The following is a 23,899-nucleotide window of genomic DNA, read 5'->3' as shown; positions in this document are numbered from 1 at the left end:
AAGACTATAAGTACTGAATTTACTGTTTCAGGTAAGGTAAGTCCTGATATTAACGTGACGGTTGATCCTGAAAACGCTACTGTTACTGTTGAGCTTCCTGAAAACGCAACCGGTAATGTAACGGTTGTAATTGATGGAAAAGTCTACAACATTACAAACGTGACTGGCGGAACTACAGTTATCAACATAGGTAATCTGACTCCTGGAAATCACACCGTTGAAGTGATTTATTCCGGTGACGGTAATTACACTGGTGCTACTGATGTTACTGATGTTAATATTCCTAAGATTGATGATTACGTATTTGACGTTAACGCTACTGGTGGCTTGAACAGTGTTACTGTTGATGTTGTCTTGCCTGATGACGTTAATGGTGTTGTACTGGTTGACATTAACGGTACAGGTTATTATGTAAACGTTACTGGCGGTAAAGGTTCAGTTACTATTGATAACTTGCCTGAAGGTAGTTATGTTGCCGTTGTGACCTATCCTGGCGATGAACGCTATGACAACAAGACTATAAGCACTGAATTCACTGTTGACGGTAAGGTAACTCCGGACATTAACATTACAGTTAACCCGGAAGATTCCACCGTAACTGTTGAGCTTCCAGAAAACGCAACGGGCAACGTGACTGTTGTTATTGACGGAAAAGTCTACAACATTACGAACGTGACGGGAGGAATCAACGTAATTAATATAGGCAATCTGACTCCGGGCAATCACACCGTTGAGGTAATCTATTCAGGTGACGATAACTACAACCCGGCCAGTGATGCGGCCGACGTAACGGTTCCTAAACTTAAGAACTTCATCAATGTGGACGCAACTGTAGTCAACAACACTGCAACGATAGACATTGAATTGCCGGAACAAGTCAATGGTGTAGTGCTGATTGACGTCAACGGCACAGGATATTATGTAAACGCAACGAACGGAAAAGCTACTTTGGAGTTAACCGATTTGGCTAACGGCGACTACAGTGTCGTTGCAAGATACTCCGATGACGTTTGGGAATATGCTGAAAACAGCACTTCATTTACTGTTGACTATGATGCAATAACAACTCCAATCAGCATCGTAAGCCAGGATATAACAATCGGCGAGGACTTAAACGTAACCGTAATTGTTCCTGGTGACGCTAAAGGAAATGTAACAATCAATATTGACGGTAAAACTTTAACTACTAAAGTATCAAACGGAATTGCCGAATTCATAATTCCTGGCTTGAGCGCAGGCGACTATTCAGTGATTGCAAGATATGATGGTGATGACAAATACGGCGAAAACTCAACAACAGCTTTCGTTAAAGTAATGAAAATCATCAATTATCCGACCTACATTACAAATGAGGTCAAAAACCTTACTGTACATCTTCCTGAAGATGCCAAAGGAAACATTACGCTGATTGTTGATGGTGAAACATTCACTGGTGATATTGTTAACGGTACGGTCACTGTCTATGACCCTAACCTGACTCCGGGATACCACAACGCTACAGTCATATGCAGTGGTGATGACAAATACGCATATAAAGTGACTGAAATGCTCATCTACATTGAAAACATAGCTATTATCTATGCTCCTAACGTAACTAAGTATTATTCAGGTCCTGAAAGGTTATACATCTATCTTCATGATCTGGAAGATACTCCAATTGCCGATGCATCCCTTACGGTCACAATCAATGGCGTAAAATACTCAAGAACAACCGATAAGAATGGTATGGCTTCACTTGCCCTCAACCTGAACAGTGAAAACTACACTGTTTTGATTGAATTCAACGGAAATGAGGAATTCGATCCTACAAGCGCATTGTCAGGCGTAAGCGTACTTCCAACCATTTATGCAAATGATGTCGTTAAAGTGTTCAGAAATGGAACCCAGTACTATGCACTCTTCCTTGATGGTCAAGGCAATCCTTTAGTCAACACTGAAGTTTCATTCAACATCCACGGTGTATTCTACACCAGAACAACCAATGATAAAGGTGTTGCAAGGCTGAACCTCAACCTTGAGAAAGGAACATACATATTGACCGCTATCAATCCGGTTACTGGTGAAATGAGAACAAATACCGTTGAAGTAATTTCACAAATCGTTGAAAACCACGACTTGACCAAGTATTACCGCAACGGCAGCCAGTACACGGTAAGAATATTGGCCGATGACGGAAATCCTGCAGGTGAAGGCGAACTTGTAACCTTCAATATCCACGGTGTGATCTACTCACGCTATACCAATGCCGAAGGTTATGCAACGCTTAACATCAACCTTAACCCAGGTACTTATATTATTACCACATACTATAAGGAATGCCGTGAAGGAAACCACATTGTCGTATTGCCAATCATTTTCGGTAACAATACCTTTGAAACCGCCAATGAGGATTTCGTATTCACCGCACACTTACTGGACGGTCAGGGAAATCCGTTCCCAGGTCAGACCATTGAATTCAACATTGACAATGAGAAGTTCATGACCGGCGTGACCGACAGCAACGGTGATGCTAGGGTTACACTTAACCTGCAAAGCGGAAACCATTTAATCAAGTCAACATATCAAACGGCGAGTGTTGTAAATACAATTGTTGCCCAATAGGGATTAATTTCCCTATTGATTCTTTTTCTTTTTTTAATGATATGTCGAAATATCAATAAATGAACTATCACATATAGATGGCTTTGTTAAAATATGCATTTTTCTTTTGACTGAATTTTGGCTCTTTGTTGCAATACTTATTTTTTTTTATTTATTGATTTTAAGCGATTTTTTGGTCTCATTTTTTCTGATAGGTGCTCTTTGTCTTACTCTTTAATGGAGTATTATTTTTCCAATTCGAGTATTACTCATTTGTTCGTATAATATCGAACGATTGCTTTTATATTGTATGTATTTTGTTGAAACATGTCTTTTTCAATCTTTTTTTAAGATTTTTATTTTTATTTTTAAGCACCTAAAAATCATTAAAATCAAAAATAAAAGTATATATATAATAAAGGTATAAAATATATATCATTGTAAACTCTCCACGACATTGTAAAAAATAAATGTCAATAACGGATGGGGGGTGGTGTATATGAATAAGAAGAGATTAATAATAATATTTTTACTAATAATGGCTATTATTCTTTCATTCAACGCAGTATCAGCTGCTGAAAATGATGTGAATAATAATAACGCAACATCGACTGCAGATGTTGTAAATGCAAGTAATGATTTAATGTCAAGTGCACTTCCCGCAAATGATGAGATTTTGGGAGATGCGTCTGAAACATTCACTGATTTGAAAAAAGTGATAAATGATAATGAAGGCACTATAATATTGGATAAAAATTATACTTATGTAAGTGCGGATGCTATGTCTGGTGGTATTCCAATCAATAAAAACATTAATATTATAGGTAATGGAAAAATTGTGATAAATGGAAATAACCTGGCACGTATATTTGATATTGAAAACGGGGCTACGGTAACGTTAAAAGGAATATCATTTATCAATGGGAATTCTTCAGGCAATGGGGGAGCAATTAATTGTAATGGAGCACTGACCATTGAAAACTGTAATTTTGAAGATAATAGTGCAATAAGTGGTGGTGCTATATATTGGACAGGTGCAAGGGGTACCATTAAAAATTCTAATTTCACTAATAATAACGCTATAGGTGATTACATCCCAGGTGGCGCTGATAAAGGTGACGGTGGTGCAATAGTATGGATTGGTTCAAACGGATTAGTAGATAATTGTACATTTACTAATAATAATGCAAATGTTCGTGGAGGAGCTGTATACTTAACCAATGATAATACACAGGACTGTAATAATACAACATTTAAGAATTCCAAGTTTATTAATAATCATGCAGGTACTAACGGTGGTGCTGTTGATTGGCACGAAGGTGCAATTGATGGTGAAGTAAATAATTGTACATTTGAAAATAATACTGCTAATGCTAATGGTGGTGCTGTATATTGGAGAGGTCATGATGGTGAGATTATTGATTCTAACTTTACTAATAACACTGCTAAAGGTTTAAATCCTGGTCGTTATGGTAATATGGGTGATGGTGGTGCTATCTTCTGGGCAGGTTCAAATGGTACTGTATCTAATTCTAGATTTATTAATAATACTGCTATACATAACAGTACTTCTAAGTTACCTAGTGGTCGTGGTGGAGCTGTTTATATAGAACCATATCAGGGATGTAAAAATACCTCATTTATTGATTGTTTATTTGAAGGTAATAAGGCAGGTTCTAATGGTGGTGCTATTGATTGGCATATGTCTGCTGAAGATGGTTTAATCGATAATTGTATATTTACTAATAATGTGGCAAATAGGTCAGGTGGTGCTGTATACTGGTATGGTCATGATGGTGATATTAAGAATTCTAACTTTACTGGAAATAGGGCACTTGGTTTAACTAATGCTACTGATTCATATGGTATTAACACCACAGGTGGTGATGGTGGTGCTATTATATGGATTGGTTCTAATGGTACTGTAGATAACTGTACATTTAAATATAATGATGCTGCTTTTCGTGGTGGTGCAGTATTTTTAGAAGGTGGTAATAATATTGAATGTAATAATACTACCTTTAAGAACTCTAAGTTTATTAATAATCATGCTGGTACTAATGGTGGTGCTGTTGATTGGCACGAAGGTGCTCATGATGGTGAAGTAAATAATTGTAATTTTACCAATAATACTGCTAATGCTAATGGTGGTGCTGTATATTGGAGAGGTCACCATGGTGAAATTATTAATTCTAACTTTACTAACAACACTGCTAAAGCTTTAAACAATGGGCTTTATGGTAACTCAGGTGATGGTGGTGCAGTCTTCTGGGCTGGTATAAATGGTACTGTAACTAACTCCAGATTCATTAGTAATAAGGCTTTATACAATGAAAGTGTTAATAATCATAGTGGTCGTGGTGGAGCTGTTTATATGGAACCATGTAATCATACTGATGGAGGACGTAACATCTCATTCCATGACTGTTACTTTGAATATAATGTTGCAGGTTTCAATGGTGGTGCTATTGATTGGCATAAAGGTGCTAGCGATGGTCTTGTTGATAACTGTACATTTAAAAATAATAATGCTAACAGATCAGGTGGTTCCATATACTGGTCTGGTATAAACGGTACTGTTAAAAAATCCACATTTACGCATAACCTGGCTTTAGGTAATTTCACTGATAATATTGGTGGCGGTGACGGTGGTGCTATACTGTGGATTGGTAGTTTAGGTCTTGTGGATAACTGTACATTCACTGATAACTTCGCTAAATATCGTGGTGGAGCAGTCTTTTTACATAATGAAACTGAACTGGCCTGTAACAATACCACTTTCAGCAACTGTATATTTGAAAATAACGTTGCAGGTCTTAACGGCGGGGGTGTTGACTGGCAAAGCGGTGCTTATAACGGCAGACTGATTAATTCAACATTCAAAAACAATACTGCATGGAGATCTGGTGGTGCTGTATATTGGTTTGGTACAAACGGTACAGTAAAGAATTGTACTTTCAGAGATAACGTTGCAGTTGGTAATGTAAGTACGCATCATGAGCATATTGTAAATTATACCACTTCCGGTGGTAACGGTGGTGCAATCATCTGGACGGGTTCTGTTGGTATCGTCGACAACTGTACCTTTGAGAGAAACAACGCTTCACGTTTAGGTGGTGCGGTATACCTTCAAAGAAACGAAAATGTAACTTTCAAAGACAGCAGCTTCACAGATAATAAAGCGAATCAAAATGGTGGAGCTATTATGTTCAACGAAGGTGCAGAAAACGGTGTACTGACTAACTTAATATTCACCAACAACACTGCAGAACGTAACGGAGGCGCAATCTTCTGGAACGGTAATAATGGTACAATCAAGAATTCCATATTTACTAACAACAGGGCAACAGGTACAAATTGGGAACATGATATGGATTTAAATATGGGAACTTCCATTGAGGTTAAATCTGATGGAACACTAATCTTAGGGAATATAGTTGTCCTTCAGAGTAAAACATTACCTGATACCCCTGGCACTTATAAGGACAATTTGGTTGTACTTAATTCAACTGAAGGTAATATTGCTCATTTCGAATCCTGGGTTGTTACTGAAGAGAATCAATGGAAACAATTGGATGAAATTAATATTACAATTTCTGAATCCATCATTTCTCCTGTTGACTGGGCAATTGACCAGTACTATGGAGGTGACGGTGGTACTATCCTCTGGAGTGGTGATGTAGGTCTTGTTGAAAACTGTACTTTCATTGATTCCAACTCTGCCCGTCGTGGTGGTGGAGCATACATGACTGGAAGTGACAATGTAACTTATGAATCATGTAAATTTATTAACTGTACTTCAGGTACTAATGGTGGTGGAGTAGACTGGTTAGCTGGTGCAAACTACGGTAAGATTTATAATTGTATCTTTAACAATACTCGTGCTGCCCGTTCAGCCGGTGCTATTTACTACGACGGTTGGTATGGTGATATGAGAAATGTTACTATTATCAATACCCAATCATGGGGTGGAGCTTTAAAAACCAGTAAAGATGGTAAAGTTAATTATGCCGGATGGGATTCAAGTCACTGGGACACAAACACTACTGGTGGTGACGCCGGTGCTATTATGTACACAGGTTCAAACATTTATGTTTACAATTTAACTTTCACAAATTGTAACGGATCTGGCCGTGGAGGAGCAGTGTTCCTGCAGGATAACCATAATGTTACTTTTGATACCTGTAAATTTGAAAACAACATTGCAGCAGGTACTGCAAAAAACACTTTTGATGATGATAAAAACGTTACAGGTTATCCTAACGCTTGGTTAACCGGTTATGGTGGAGCAATCGCATTTGATATTAATGCTCGCATGGGAATAATTAAAAACTCACAATTTATCAATAACACTGCTGTACGTCTTGGTGGTGCAATCAGTTTCGGTAAAGGTTCATTTGACGGTATTATTTCAGATTCAACATTTAATGACAACACAGCATATCGTTCAGGAGGAGCAATTTCCTGGGACGGTACCAACGGTACTATGACAAATTGTAACTTTACAAACAATGCTGCATTGGGTACTGATGTTATCAGGGGTATTTATGATTTAACCAGTCTTAGCAACATTACAAATGGAACTTCCCTCCCTTCAGCCAGTACTGATAAGACTAAGATTTACGTTTACATTCAATATGACGGTGATAAAAGAGCAAATTACACAATGTATATATATGATACTTATTTAAATGATTGGGCAAAAATAGAATTTACAACAGAAACCGGTCCTTCCACTACCGATTGGGTTACTGACGAATACTTCGGTGGAAACGGTGGTACAATCTTTTGGAGAGGAGACAACGGTACTGTCGACAACTGTAGATTCATTGACTCAAACTCTGCCCGTCGTGGTGGTGGAGCATACATGACTGGATCTGACCATATTTCTTTCAAGAATTCATACTTTGAAAACTGTACTTCAGGTACTAACGGTGGAGGTCTTGACTGGTTGGCTGGTGCAAACTACGGTCAGGTAATCAACTGTACTTTCAACAATACCCGTGCTGCCCGTTCAGCCGGTGCAATCTACTATGATGGTGATTATGGTTACATGGCAAATATCACTATTATTAATGCTACAAATAATGGTGGGGCTTTAAAACACAGTACATACGGTAGAGATGATGTTATTTATGCAGGCTGGGATGCAAGTCACTGGGATACCAACACTACAGGTGGTGACGCCGGAGCTATCATGTTTACAGGTGACCATGAATATATTTACAATGCCACTTTCATTAACTGTACTTCAGTTGGACGTGGAGGTGCAGTCTTCCTGCAGGATAACCATAATGTAACATTTGAAGCATGTACATTCATAAACAACTATGCTAAAGGTATCGCCAACAATACCTGGGCAAATTATACTCAGGAAAGAGATGACTCCCATGATGATACAAAACGTGATTATAAATTAACCGGTCATGGCGGAGCAGTTGCATTTGACGTAAACGCTAAAGATTGTAAAATAACAGACTCAAAATTCTATAACAATAGTGCTCGCCGTAATGGAGGATCAATCAACTTTGACCAGGGTTCCACCAATAACAACATTTCTTACTGTGAATTCATAAATAACACGGTTATGGATGATGGTGGTGCTATCAACTTCGACCATGGTGCAGATTTATGTGTCGTCTATGCTTGTACATTTAACAATAACACTGCTTTAGGTAGATTAGGTTCCACCTCTAAAGGAGGTACAATCTGTCTTGTAGGTAATAATGTAACAGTTGAAAATTCCCATTTCGCTTTAGGAGCTGTATATGCAAATACTGGTGAAGGAGCTAAAGAGAATGAAACCTGGGGTGGAGCAATGTTCGTCACAGGTAACTTCACAATCATTAAAAACTGTACATTTGATAATTGTTATGCTCTGGAAGACGGTGGTGCATTATACGTAATCGGTGATGACTGTAAATTATACAACTCTACTTTCACTTTCAACATTGCTGGAGACGATGGTGGAGCTATTTACTGGAAAGGTGAAGACGGTTATATTTACAATATTACCTGTATTCTTAACAATGCTGTTGGAAGAGACAAATCAACTTCCAAAGGTGGAGCTGTCGCTCTTGTCGGAAACTTTACAGTTTTAACTAAATCCACATTTAAAATGAACTCCGCTATTGTAGACGGTGGTTCAATATACGCAACAGGTAACTATATAAACATTACATATTCTTCATTTGAAAAATCTAATGTAACTAACGGTAATGATGGCAAAAACATCTTTGGTGGAGGTTCTATCTTTGTATTAGGTAATTATTCCAATATTGAATATTGTAATTTCTCCCAATCCCATGCTAAATACGGTGGTGTAATCTATATCCAAGGACACGATGTTAACGTTACAAATGCAATAACAGATTTCAGTTATTCATTAAAAGAAGGAGGGGCAATATATGTGGATGGTGCAAATGCTACCATTTCCGATTCAAGTTTCACAAGAGGTAATTCCACTTCTTCTAGCGGTGGATCAATATATGTTAAAGGAGCAAATGCAGATATTATTAATTCCAACTTCACAATGTCAATGTCAGCCAATCAGGGCGGAGCTATATTTGTGTATGGTGCAAATGCTACAATTGAAGGCGGTACATTCAGGATGAATAATGCTACCAATGATGGAGGATCCATTTTCATTAAAGGTGACGATACTAAAATTTTAGGAGTCACCTTCATGCAGTCTCATGCTGATAAGACCGGTGGAATGATTAGTGTAGATGGACTTAATGCATATATTAACGGTTCCAGTTTCTCAATGAGTTCATCTAATTATGGTGGAGCTATTTATATTGGTGGAACTAATGCCAATTCCGGATATAATGCGAATATCGAAAACTCAAAATTCGATAAGACCAACGCCACTAAAGATGGTGGTGCAATATATGTTAAAGGTGATTTGGCGGATGTATTGGACTGTGAATTTAGTTTATCAACCGCTTATGCCGGAAACGGTGGTGGAATCTATGTTGGGGGAAACAATGCTACTGTTGGTGGAGCTGTTTCTGTCATGTCCCAGGCTGTTAACGGTAATGGAGGATTTGCATATATTCAGGGTAATGATGTTTTAGTCATTGACTCAAGAGTTATGCAATCAGGTTCAAAAAGTGGTGGAGCCATTTATGTTGACGGTAAGGATACTGTGATTGATAATTTAACCTCTGCAATGACAACTGCTTCTGTTAAGGGTGGAGCAGTTTACATAAAAGGTCAAAATGCTGTAATTAATAATTCTGATATATCCATGACCAATGCAACTCTTTCAGGTGGTGCGGTATATATTGAAGGTCAGCATGCAACTATTGAAAATTCAACATTCAGTAATACTCTTGCAAAATCCGGATCTTCTTTCACTGGAAATACTGACGTAAAAAAAGCTACTCCAGATAATTCCAATATGGGTGGTGCAATATATATTGGAGATGATTATGCTAAAATTATTGGTTCCAGTTTTACAAATTCCGCTGCTTATTATGGAGGTATTCTTTTCTTGCAAGGCAAATTCTGTGATGTTATTAACTCATCATTAGACAAAGGTTATTCAGAACGTGATGGTGGAGCTTACTATTCTAAAGGTATAAATTCTAATGTCTATGATTCCAACTTTACAAATAATCTTGCTAAAGATGATGGTGGAGCTCTCTTCTGGCTAGGATCTAAATATAATTATGTAAATGGTTCTATTTTTACTAATAATACTGCTAAAGGGGATCCTGGACATTCTACTAAAGGAGGAGGTGCTATCTACTTCGCAGAAGGTGGATCTTACTGTGGTATAAGTTATTCTAAGTTCTTCAATAATTCAGCAGTTACCTCTAGTAAAGCTGATGGTGGAGCTATTTTATGGGATAAAAGTAGTCATATTTTTATTGACCATTGTCTTTTTGATGGAAATTTCGCTAACTCTACCAGTCCTGGGGGTAATTGGATTCAAGGTGGGGTATTGTATGCAAGACCGGGTACTAATTTAACTATTACTAACAATATATTCCAAAATTGCTGGTCTTTAAAGGAAGCAGGTGCATTATACTTGCAAACTGGTGATGTTAATAAGGGAGTAATTGAATTAATCAACAATACATTTATAAATAACACTGCTTATGGTAATACAACTGATACTGATAATTTTTTAGGTGGTGGAGCAATTTTATCAAAATCTGTTGGAAAAATTACAATTGTTAATGCTACATTCATAAACAATTCTGCAAACTATGGTGGAGGAATCACAATTCATAGTTCAGTTGCTCAGTGTAGTATAACCAATGCTACTTTTGATGGTAATAAAGCTACCATTGGTACTGGATGTGGTGATGGTGGAAGTATTTATGCTGGTAAGACATTTACTGCTATTAATATCAAGATGTCTAATGGTGAGGCAGCACGTAATGGTGGAGGATTATATCTTTATACTAATATTGATATGACATATAATAATCTCACTTTCATAAATAATTCAGCACAGAATGGTGGTGGATTATACTGGGATAGGGCTGGTGTTACAATTGAGGATATGACCTTTATAAATAATTCTGCAGTTACCTCCGGTGGTGCAATCTTTATCCCACTTGGTTCTTCTTCAACATCTAATACCTATGTTTTAAACAATATTTTCACAGGTAATTCAGCTAAATCTGGTGGTGCTATTTATGGTGTTGGAAATAGTATAATTATTTCACAAAATAATTTCACTAATAATAGTGCATCATATCGCGGCGGTGCAATCTTTATTCCTGTAAGTAATAATGGTGTTGACATAGGCAATTCAAATTTCACAGGAAACAAGGCCACTGGTGATGGTGGTGCAATTTTTATCGGATCAAAAGGTTATGATGATAGAAAGATTCATGATTGTAATTTCACTAATAATACTGCTGGTGGTGATGGTGGTGCCATTTATGTTGCAAATACAAATAAGGAAATTATCAATTGTTACTTTGATGGAAACAAGGCTGATGGAGATGGTGGTGCTGTTTATGTCGCAGCAGTACAAGGAGGAAAAATTAAAGATTCAACATTTATAAATTCACTTGCTCAAAATGGTGGTGCTGTCTATTATGCAGGTACAACTAGTGTCTCTGGAGCTCTTAAAATAGTAAATGATACTTTCCTTAAAAACATTGCGATTTATAATGGTGGTGCTGTTTTATATCTCATTGGTAATGGACCTGATAAGTACAGAGACTATAACAACTTTGATGGAGTAGGTATTCCAGTAGATGGTGGCAGAACTACTGTCAAAGCAAATAATACAAATACTGAATTCATTTCTACATCTTTATTTGAAGATAATGAAGATTATATGTTACGTCTTAGAGTTATTTCTGATTGGTTAAACCCGTATATTACTGTTTATATTGATAATCCTAGAGATTGGAATCGTTATGGACTTAGGGTTGTTATGAAATTAATTAATTCCACTACTCATGAAGTAATCAGAACGATAATTATAAATGAATCTAACATTGATACTCACCGACGTGATGGTATGATTTATGCAAGTTTCGGTAATCTTATAAAGAATGAAACCTATAATATCACTGTTTCATTTGAAGATTATGCTTATTTATATAAAGTAAATTCTACTGTGGTACAAGCTCACGGGGAAATTATTGGTGAGTTCAAACTCCTTCAAAGGTTAATCGACGATGCTGTTAAACGAGGTGACAGGGAACTTGTCTTAAACAGGACTTTCACTTTCACTCCATTTTATGAAGGTAAACATGAAAATATGGACGACAGATGTATCAATTTAACAAATATTCCTTATGCATTCACAATTCGCGGTGAAGGATTCGTTATTGATGCAGCAGGTTATTCCAGAATATTCAATATAACCTCTCAAAATGTCACAATTGATAATGTCATACTCGTTGGAGGTAACGCCAGCGGTGAATATGGTGATGGTATTGATAAAGGAGGAGCTATATTCTGGGCTGGAGCAAACGGTATCATATCAAATTCAATCATTCAAGAAAATAATGCAACTATCGGTGGGGGAATCTATTATAATGTTACAGCTCATGATTGTGAAATTATTAATACAACATTTGTAGAAAATACTGCAGTAACCCACGGTGGAGCTATTGACTGTAACGCTTCCAGAATGGGATTATATAATACTACATTTGAAGAAAACTTTGCATATATTGGCGCAGCTTTATGTAGGGAAATCAATGCTACTGGTGGTCACGGTAAAAACAATACTTTCATTGACAATTATGCAGAATATGCCGGTGCAGCTCTTGCATGGATAAATGCAACACGTATTTCCATAGATGATTATCACTTCTATAATAACCATGTAGGTTATAGTGGAGGAGCGATTTATGTCGGTGAAGGCAGTAAAAACTGTGAAATATTAAACTGTGTATTTGACAACAACTGGGTGGAAAATGATACCGACGGTCATGGTGGTGCTATTGAATGGTATTCAGAAAAAGGTTTAGTTTACAATTCAGAATTCACCAACAACCGTGCATATGATGGTGGTGCAATTTACGTAGGAAGTGCTTCCGGAGAAATCAATATTACCAAATCCACTTTCCGTGATAACATTGCATTAACTACCGGTGGTGCTATCAGTATTGATGCATCTGCCGTTACTGTAAATGCATCCAATTTCTACAACAACGATGCTACTAAAGGTGGAGCATTATATGTTGGTGGTGTAGGTACTGACAATTACATATATGGATCTGTTTTCGAAGGAAATAACGCTATAAGTAGTAGCGAAACAGCAATGGATGGTCTTGGTGGAGCTATTGACTGGGTTGCTTCTTCAGGTACTATTGTTGATACCAGATTTACCGATAACCATGCTGACTATGGTGGTGGAGTATACTTTGGTGAAAGATCAATTGACAGTAAAATTGATAATTGTTTATTCGAAGGAAACGATGCTAAATATAATGGTGGTGCTATTGACTGTAATGCATCTACTATGTATTTAACAAATACTGTATTTGACGGTAATATTGCACAATTTGGTGCTGCTTTATGTAGGGAAACCAATGCTAAAAGTGGTTCCGGTGCAAATAACACTTTCAAAAATAACCATGCGATTGTCGTTGGTGCAGCTTTAGGATGGATGGGATCTATTGGTATTAAGATTATAAATTATACTTTCATAAACAACTCAGCTGATGTTGCAGGTGGAGCTATTTATGTAAGTCCGACCAGCCATAACTGTTCCGTTATTGACTGTAACTTTGTAGATAACTATGTAACCAATAAAACAAACGGTTGGACTGGTGGTGAACAGTTCAGTTGGACCGCATGGGATGGTACACTTATGGCTTATGTAACTGATTGGACCACTGACCCTTCCATAATTGCAACTGCAGATGTATTGCCTACTGAAACCATATTTTATTATAATACTCAAGAGGATATTGATAACGCTTTAGGTACTGGTGGAGCGATGGCAATTTTTGCATCTAACGCAACTATTGTAAACACAAGCTTTACCGGAGGCGGTGCCAGATTAGGTGGAGGTATATCTGTAGGTGCAGGTTCAGGTAATACTATCCTTAACCATACTGAATTCAGATTAAATACTGCTTACGAACGTGGTGGAGCTGTAAACTTACACGCTTCAGCAGTTCATATTGATGACAGTAAATTCTATGATAACTTAGCTGTAAACGGTAGTGCACTGTATGTCGGTGGTGAAGGTACCGAAAACAAAGTACACGAATCCATTTTCATAGGAAACAATGCTACCAATTACGGTGGAGCTATTTACTGGGTTGCATATACTGGTGAAATTTTCAATTCAGAATTCAGTGAAAACAATGCTAGATGGGGTGGTGGTATTTACTTCAATGGAAGATCTGCCAATACAAATGTTGTCAACTCCACATTCAAATCAAACAGCGCTGTTAAAAACGGTGGTGCTATAGAGTGTAACGCATCCAACATTGGTATTTACAACCTGACATTTGAAGACAACATTGCCGGTGAATACGGTGCTGCGTTATGTAGGGAAATCGAGGCTACCGGCGGTCACGGTACAAACAATACTTTTGCTAGAAACCATGCAGGCATTTCCGGTGCGGCTCTTGCCTGGATGGGTGTGAAAAATATCCATATTGTTGACTATAAGTTCATAGACAACACTGCTGAAAATAGTGGTGGAGCCATATTTATCGATAAAGGCAGTAACAATGATATAATTGAAAACTGTACATTTGAGGGAAACCACTTGACCAATATGTCTGTTAATCACAATGGTGGTGCTATTGACTGTAGAGGTGAAAACTTAACAATTGATTATGTTGACTTTACAAATAACGGTGCATATACCGGTGGTGCAATCTATATGGCCAGTGATTCTAAAAATATCCACATATATGATTCCAACTTCACTTCAAACTATGCTATGGGTGACGGTGGAGCTCTCGGATTGAAATCTGAATCCTTAGCTATCAATAATACAATCTTCAAATCCAACACTGCACAACGTAATGGTGGTGCACTATATGCCGGCGGTAACGGTACAAACAATTCAATCCACTATACCATATTTGAAGATAACAGTGCAGGAGACCATGGTGGTGCTATTGACTGGCTTTCATCAGCAGGTGTATTTGAACACATTAACTTCATAGGAAATACTGCCGAATATGGTGGTGGTATTTACTTAAATGGTGTTTCAAGTAATTCCAGATTAAATCTTGTTTACTTCAGAGAAAATAGTGCTACCAAAAATGGTGGTGCTATCGACTGTAATGCCAGTATGATGGGTCTTAACAATACAATATTCATATCCAATCATGCTGGTGAGTATGGTGCCGCTTTATGTAGGGAAGCTAACGCTACCGGTGGATTTGGTGGTAACAATTCATTCATCAAAAACCATGCAAATATTGGTGGTGCTGCTCTTGCTTGGTTAGGTGTGGATGGAATTAACATTAACAATTACACATTCATAAATAACACTGCTGATTTATATGGTGGAGCTATTTATGTAAGGGAAGACAGTCCTAACTGTAAAGTATGTAATTCCTACTTTGATAACAATTATATTATTGATATTAGGAGAGGTCAAGGTGGAGCAATCAATTGGCTTGGAGAAAATGCCACTATTGTTAATACAACATTCTTAAATTCATTTGCTACCCAAGGAGGTACAATCTATATTGAAGGAGATAATGCAAATATCACGAAATCAAACTTCTCATATTCCGCAGCATTTGTAAATGGTGGAGCAATTTCAGGCCATAATGCTGATAATGCATCAATTATTGATTGTATATTCAATAAAAATGTAGGATCAGGTTATTTGGATTCATCAAATAGAGTTTATGGTTCAGGTGGAACAATCTACTGGGAAAATGCCAATAATCTTAATTTCTCAAACTTAAAGATTTTAGACACTGAATCCCACTCAAACGGCGCAATATCTTTTATAAACTGTAATGATTCAACGATATATAACATAACATTTAATGGTGCAATTTCAATAAGGAATGGAGGTTCCATTTCATGGGTTAATTCAACTAACGGAACAATTGATTCATGTGACTTCCTATATACTGTAGCATCATATGATGGTGGAGCAATTTTCCTAGATAACATTGATAACTTTAATGTTTCAAACTCCTATTTCAATACTGCTGAAGCATTTTATGGTAACGGTGGAGGAATCTTTGTAAACGGTAACGCAATATTCAATAATCTTTCATTAGAAAATTATAATGCTGCTGAAGACTATGCTGGTGGTATATTTGTATATGGTGGTAATTCAACAATTGCCAATTCAACATTCAAAAGTCCTGATGCAATATGGGTTAATAAAACCGCTACTGCATACATAATTAATAATAATATTACCGGATCAAATCCAAATAAGAATATTACTTATCTGGAAAAAGAATATGATGCCAGATACAATAAATATGACTACTCAGTATGGAATGACGGAGATTTATATCTCGATAACAATACATTTGATTATATAATATTCAATAACGGAACCATATGGACCAATACTACAACTTGGGTTTTAGATAATGAAACATGGAATGAGACCTGGAATACCACTTTCACGTTTTGGGCTAATATTGTTGATGACAATAACAATACAATCATTTCTGTAGATACATTAATCAGCTGGAATGATGTTTATCCAAAAGAAACCACTTCTTTCAATATGCCATATAATGCATTACCAAATACGTTATTAATGTATCAAGGTAATTTCACTATATTTGCTGAGGATAGTGGATTAAAACAGAATACTGTTCATACTGGTAGAATTAATGTTAAACTGCCTACTGAACTTGGAATAAAATATACTGATATTGCTCAGGAGGACATCACATTTACGGTTAAAATAAGTGTCCCTGTTCAAAGTAATTATACTTTCGATCAAAGTAAAGTAATAATCAAAGTAAATGATAAGATAATTCCATTATCTAATATGACATTTGATATTATTGGTGATAAATGGATTCTTGCTTATGTAAACTTTACACAGCATCACATGCCTGTTGGAACTTACACAATAACTTCAACCTATTTAGGCGATGATTTCCATTGGGCTGCTGAAAATGTAACTATACTTGCATTGTTCCCACGCCCAATTTGGATTGCGGTTCATGCAGAAAATATTTTCTGGGGTCAAACACTTATTGTTAATGTAACTTCAAATGCTACCAACACAGTTAACGGTAGAATTGTTATAAGCATAAACGGTAAAAAGATGAGTGTTCCTTTACACCTTGAATCCGACGGTTCATATGTATATGAATTGCCTAATGAGAATTATACTGCTTATTTAGAACCTGGCATTGAGCAGGTTGTATCTGTACGTTTCGAGAACGGTACTTATTGGGCATCTCAAACGAATTCATCCTACTTCAATGTATACAAAGTGGATACTCCATTCATCGTTAATGCAACGAATATTACATATGGTGAGGATGAAATAATTAACGTAACAGTTAATGAAACTGCAGAAGGTTATATTGCAGTAAATATTGAAGGCCAAATTTACGTTGCAATTATTCACGATGGATTTGCCCAGTTCAAGATTAGCGGATTGGCTGCCGGTATTCATAATGCTACGGTAACGTTCCCTGGTGATAATCACTTTAATAGAAATTCAACCAATGTCACATTTAAAGTTGACCCAACTTCCAATTATATATTTAATGTAAAAGTTGAGGATATTGTATATGGAGATAACGCTACTGTAAGGGTATTGTTAAACACTTCAGCTACTGGTACTGTAACAATTTATGTTAACGGAACTTCATATGGAACTGTTCAACTTACAAATGGTGAAGCCATATTGAAAAACATCAGCGGATTGGACGGTGGAAAATATGTTGTAAATGTAACCTATAGCGGAGATTCCACATTTACTCAGGGTTATAAAAACAATACGAATTTCACGGTATCTCAGAGAGGATGGGAGCCATCTATAACTGAATATGATTACAGGCCATATGGTGAATATTCAACAATTAATGTAACAAACATACCTAATATTAAGAGCAGTACTATTGTCATACAGATTGATGGAATTAACTATACTCGTGATATTGTTAACGGTAGGGCCACCTTAAGATTAAATAATCTTTCTGCAGGTCGTCATGAGGGCCATGTACTTTATCCTGGTGATGTGAATTATCAATCCCTGGATAAAAAATTCTTCCCAACTATTCCTCAGGCTACTCCTACGATTACATTAACGCAGGGCAATCCGGACAATAAAAATGTAATTGCAACTGTCAGCGGAAACGCAACAGGTAAGGTAACATTCTTCATAGGAGATAAGTCATATCAAGTTGATCTTGTTGGAAGAACTGCAACTTTAGTGGGTAAACTGGATTACGGAACCAATGTTGTTTCAGCTACATATGGCGGAGACCAAAATTATACTAAGGCTGATGCAAGAGAAACATTTGAAGTTCCTCTATTAGCATCTTTGGTAAATGTGACTGTCAGTGATACCGTATATGGAAACCCTGTTGAAATTCTTGTTCAGGTTGGCGAAGGTCAAACGGGATCTGTAAAGATTGAAATAAATGGCAATACATATATGAGTGAACTTGAAAATGAACAGGCAAAATTCTACATAAATGGATTAAATGTAAATGAGTACACAGTAAACGTAACTTATAATGGTGACCATGCATATTCAACAAACAAAAATTCAACTAAATTCAATGTAACTAAAGCAGATTTATCCGTTGATGTGACAGCATTAAATGTAACTGTTGAAGATAACATCACATTCATTATTAATGTTTTAAACAGTGACTTCTCAGGTAATGTTAATATCACTGTTATTGATGGCATAAACTATGATGATAATGTTAAAACTTTAATTGTACTGAACAAGTTGCCTGTTGCAGGAAAATACACTGCTAACGTAACATTCTATGGAGATAACAATTATAACAACAAGACCTTGAAAGTTAATTTCACTGTTTCAAGAGTTACTCCAAGTATTGATGTTACTATTGATAATGTAATTTTCCCTAATAAGGCTATTGCTGTAATTGATATGGGCAATAAAGCTAATGGTACTGTTAACGTTACTGTTGATGGTCAAACATTCACTGGAACTGTATTAAATGGTCACGCTACTGTTGATTTATCCGGAGAGCATGCTGGTTCAAAAGTTGCTGATGTTGAATTCTTCACTACTGATAGTTATAACAATAATGTTACTACCAGTGCCAGATTCACTGTAAATAAGGCTTCTTCAGCTATTGAAATTCAGGTTAATGAGATTTATAAAGTTGGTGAGGACATTGTTATTACTTTAAAACCTGTCAATTCAACTGGTGCAATCACTGTTACTATTAATGGTAAATCTTACGATGTTGAAAACCGTAATAAAGTGAATATTACTGGTGGTTTAGCTGAAGGTACTTACACAATTATTGCTAATTTGGCAGCTAACGATAATTATGCGTCTGTTACTAATTCCACAACATTCAATGTTGTTAAAAACGCAATTGATTTGGATCTTAATGTTGGCGGAGATGCCCATGTTGGTGATGAAAGAACAGTAACTGTAACATTAAATGTAACTGATGCTACTGGAGATATCATTTTCTCAGTTAATAATGTTAATTATGTGGTTCCTATTGCAGGTAATGTTGTTACACTTGATTTAAAAGACTTAGAAAATATTACCTACACTATTAAGGCAAGTTATTCTGGTAATGATAAATACCTTGCAAATGAATCTGATGTCGGATCATTTAATGTAAGTAAAAATGCGGTCTCAATTAATGTGGATGTAAACAGCCCTATAACTCTTGGAGAAACATCTGCTGTTACAATTACCATGAATCCTTTAATCAATGCGACTGTCAGTTTAACTGTTGGTAATGCAACTTATAATAAAACTTACAATGTCGTTGTTATAAATGGTGTCGGTAAATATGACCTCTTCGGATTCGAAAATGAAGGTACTTATGATGTAAATGTCAGCTTTGCTGGAGACAAGAAATATCTTGCTGCTTCAAACAATACTGCTAAATTAGTGGTTAATAAAGTTTCAAATTATGACTTGGATGTATATGTAAGTGATATTAACTATGGTGATGTTGAAACTATCCTTATTGTTTTACCGACCGATGTGGATACTGATAAATTGGAGGTAAAAGTTGATGGATTTATTCGTCAGCATACCATGGCAAATGGTTTTGCTACAGTTATCGTTTCTGGTTTGGATATTGGTCAACATGAAGTAAATGTAACTTATCTTGGTGATGACAAGTATGGCCGTAAAGATAATAACTCCAACATGTTCAATGTTGCACAAGGTGGTTCTTATCCAATGACCTTAAATGTTGACAATAAAACTTATGGTGAATACACTACAATTAATGTAACCCTACCTAATGATATTGATATTAATGTAAATGTCACTATTGTTGTTGATGGAGTTTCATACTCCAGAAAAGCTAATGTTCAAGGTGCTAATGCTATTGCAACGTTAAGTTTAAACAACTTAACCGGTGGTTTGCATTTAGTCACTGCCAGCTATCCTGGTGGTGGTCGTTATGTATACAATTCCAGAACAGCGGTATTTACTGTAGACAGAAATGAATCAAGTATTGATGTTGACTTCATTACTCCTGCAGGTGCCGGTGAAGGTGTACAATTCAATGTATCTATGGGTCAAAAGATTAACGGCAGCGCTATTTTAACTGTTGGCGATCAAAGTTATAATGTTGTATTAATAAACGGTAATGGATCATATATTGTTTACGGATTAACGAATGGTAATTATGATGTAAAAGTAGAATTTGGCGGAAACGAAAACTATACAAACAGCTCTTCATCAGTTAAAACGTTAGTTGTCAATAAAGCTACTACCACTGTCAGTTTAACTGATGTTACTATCGAAGTTGGTAAAGTTGCTACAATATTAATAACTGTAACTGACGGAGCTACTGGAATTGTAAACGTAACAGTCAATGGAATAACTCAAAGCATTGGTCTTATTGATTCTAAAGCAACTGTCTATGTTCCTGGTTTATTAAACGGCACTTATGACATCACTGTAAAATACGGCGGTGATGATAAACACTTTGCAAGTGAAAATGTCACTCAACATATTTATGTAAATAAAGTATCCGATTATGATTTCACTGTTGTCGCTTCTGATACTGTTGTCGGAGGAAATTCTACTGTGACTGTTTACATGCCTCGTGATGCTACAGGTAATATTACAATCGGTTCAAAGACTGCTAAGGTTAAGAATGGTGTAGCGGTCATTGTTTTAGATAAGGAAACTACTGCTGGTGAAAAACAAGTTACTGTGACTTATGGTAATGACAATAAATATGCCGATAAGACTGGTGTTGTAGCTAAGTATAATGTTGATAAAGCTCCATCCAGTGTTGAAATTGCTGTGAATAGCATATATGTTATTGGTGATACTGTTACAATTACTTTAACTCCTGTAAACGGTACTGCTACTGTTAAAATCAATGAAAAGGATTATACTGTGACTAATAATCAAGTTACTTTCAAAGCTAATGTTACTGGCCCATACACTGTTGTTGCCACTATTGCCGGTAATGATAGTTATTATGGATCTAGCGATACTAAAGTATTCAATATTGTAAAAGCTTCTTCAAGCATTGCAATTGATGTTAAAGAGATTAATAAAGTTGGAGAAAATATTATAATTACTTTAACTCCTACTAACTCTACTGGCGCTATCAGCGTTACAATCAATGGCGTACCTCAAACGGTCACTACTGAAAATAATGAGAAAAAGGTATATGTCAGTGGTTTAGGTGAAGGTAATTATACTATCGTAGCTAATTTGGCAAGTGATGATAAATATGAGTCTTCCACTAGCTTTAAAGTATTCTCTGTTGTTAAAAATAATTTAAATGTTACTTTAAGTGATGTCGGTACTATTAAGGTTGGCAGTCCTGTTACTTTCACTGCTACTTTAAATGTAAGTGCCAAAGGTGATGTCATATTCAATATCAACGGTGTCAATTACATTGTTTCAAGCGATTCTGAAACCGCAACTTACACTTACACTTACACTCCTACAAACAACGCTACTTTGAATGTTGTTGCAACATTTATGGGCAATGATAAGTATAATAGTAATTCATCCGCTCCAAAATCATATAATGTAGTTAGAGTTGATTCAAGTGTTGTTTTAACTGACGTCACTATTGAGGTTGGCGATATTGCTGTAATTAAGATTAATGTTACTGCTGGTGCAACTGGTACTGTTAATGTGACTGTAGACGGTAAAAACTATAGTGTCGGTCTTGTTGATTCCAAAGCAACTGTGCTTGTTTCAGAATTGACCAATGGAACTTATGATATTACAGTAAAATACCTTGGTGATGACAAATACAATCCAAGTCAAAATACTGTTCATAAGGTTTTTGTGAATAAAAAATCCAGTTATGATTTCTATGTTGTCGCTTCTGATACTGTTGTTGGCGGCAGTTCTGTTGTGACTGTTTACCTGCCTGGCGATGCTGACGGTAATATTACAATCGGTACTAAGACTGCTAAGGTTGTAAATGGTGAGGCGGTCATTGTTTTAGATAAGGAAACCACTGCTGGTGTAAAACAAGTTACTGTTACTTATGGTCATGACAGTAAATATGCCGATAATACTACTGGTGTTGTAGCTAACTATAATGTTGATAAAGCTACATCAGGTATTGAAATTACTGTGAATGATGTTTATAAAGTTGGAGAAAATATTATTATTACTTTAAACCCTACTAATTCAACTGGCCCAATTACGGTTACTATTAATGGCAAATCTTACGATGTTGAAACTGGTAATAAAGTGACTATTACTGGTGGTTTAGCTGAAGGTACTTACACCATTATTGCTAATTTGGCAAATGATACTAATTACGAAGCTTCAAGCAACTCCACAGTATTCAAAGTTGTCAAAAACAATTTAACAATTACTGTTAATGAAACTACTGATCCTAGCATAATTGTTGCAGGCAGTCCTGTAACTTTCACTGCTAACTTGAATGAGTCTGTTACCGGTGATGTGATATTCACTATTAACGGTGCTAACTACACAGTCAAAGTCAATAATGCTAAAGAAGCATCTTACACTTACACTCCTGTTAATAATGCTACTTTAACTGTTATTGCTACATTTGTTGGTAGTGATAAATATAACAAAAATGTATCTGCTCCAAAAGAATTCACAGTTAATAAACAATCTACTGATGTTAATGTGGCCGTTAAAGTTCCTGTAACTTATGGTGATGTGGCTGTTATTACAGTTACTATGAATCCTTCCATCAACACATCTGTTGTTGTTAAAGTTGACGGTAAAAATTACACTGTCGCTGTTGTAAATGGTGAAGGTAAATTGAATGTATCTAAATTAAATGCAGGTAGTTATGATGTAAATGTAACTTATGCCGGTGATGACAGGTATGCTCCAAGCATTAATGATACTGTTTCATTCACTGTTGTTTCTGCTGATTTGGCTGTTGAAGTAACTGCTTTGAATGTAACTGTTGAGCAAAACACTTCATTTATCATTAATGTTGCTGATGATTTTAATGGTAATGTTTCAATTAAGGTTGGAGATGACGTATTATACAACGGTACAGTTGAAGCAATGGTTATTGGTAAAGTATTGTCTGAAGCTGGTGCTAAAGTTGCAAATGTCACTTTCTATGGTGACAGCAATTATAATGTAAAAACTTTAGATAATGTTAAATTCAATGTATCCAGAGTTGACCCTACAATATCCGTTGAAATTACTAATGTGACTTATAATGCTAGTGCTGTTGCTACTATTAATTTAGGCAATAATGCTAAT

General features: G+C 36.2%; 2 protein-coding genes. Both read left to right on the top strand.

All coding sequences use genetic code 11. The features are described from left to right. On the top strand, positions 1 to 2,601 hold a 2,601-nt coding region (locus tag F3G70_RS11220; protein WP_149732798.1), incomplete at its 5' end, for an Ig-like domain repeat protein. A gap of 478 nt (positions 2,602 to 3,079) precedes the next feature. Next, positions 3,080 to 23,899 (top strand): Ig-like domain repeat protein (locus tag F3G70_RS11215; RefSeq protein WP_149732797.1); only part of this gene is annotated, 20,820 nt, incomplete at its 3' end.

Origin of the sequence: Methanobrevibacter millerae (assembly GCF_900103415.1) — an archaeon.
Taxonomy (GTDB): domain Archaea; phylum Methanobacteriota; class Methanobacteria; order Methanobacteriales; family Methanobacteriaceae; genus Methanocatella; species Methanocatella millerae.
This window is presented reverse-complemented; position numbering and strand designations above follow the sequence as displayed.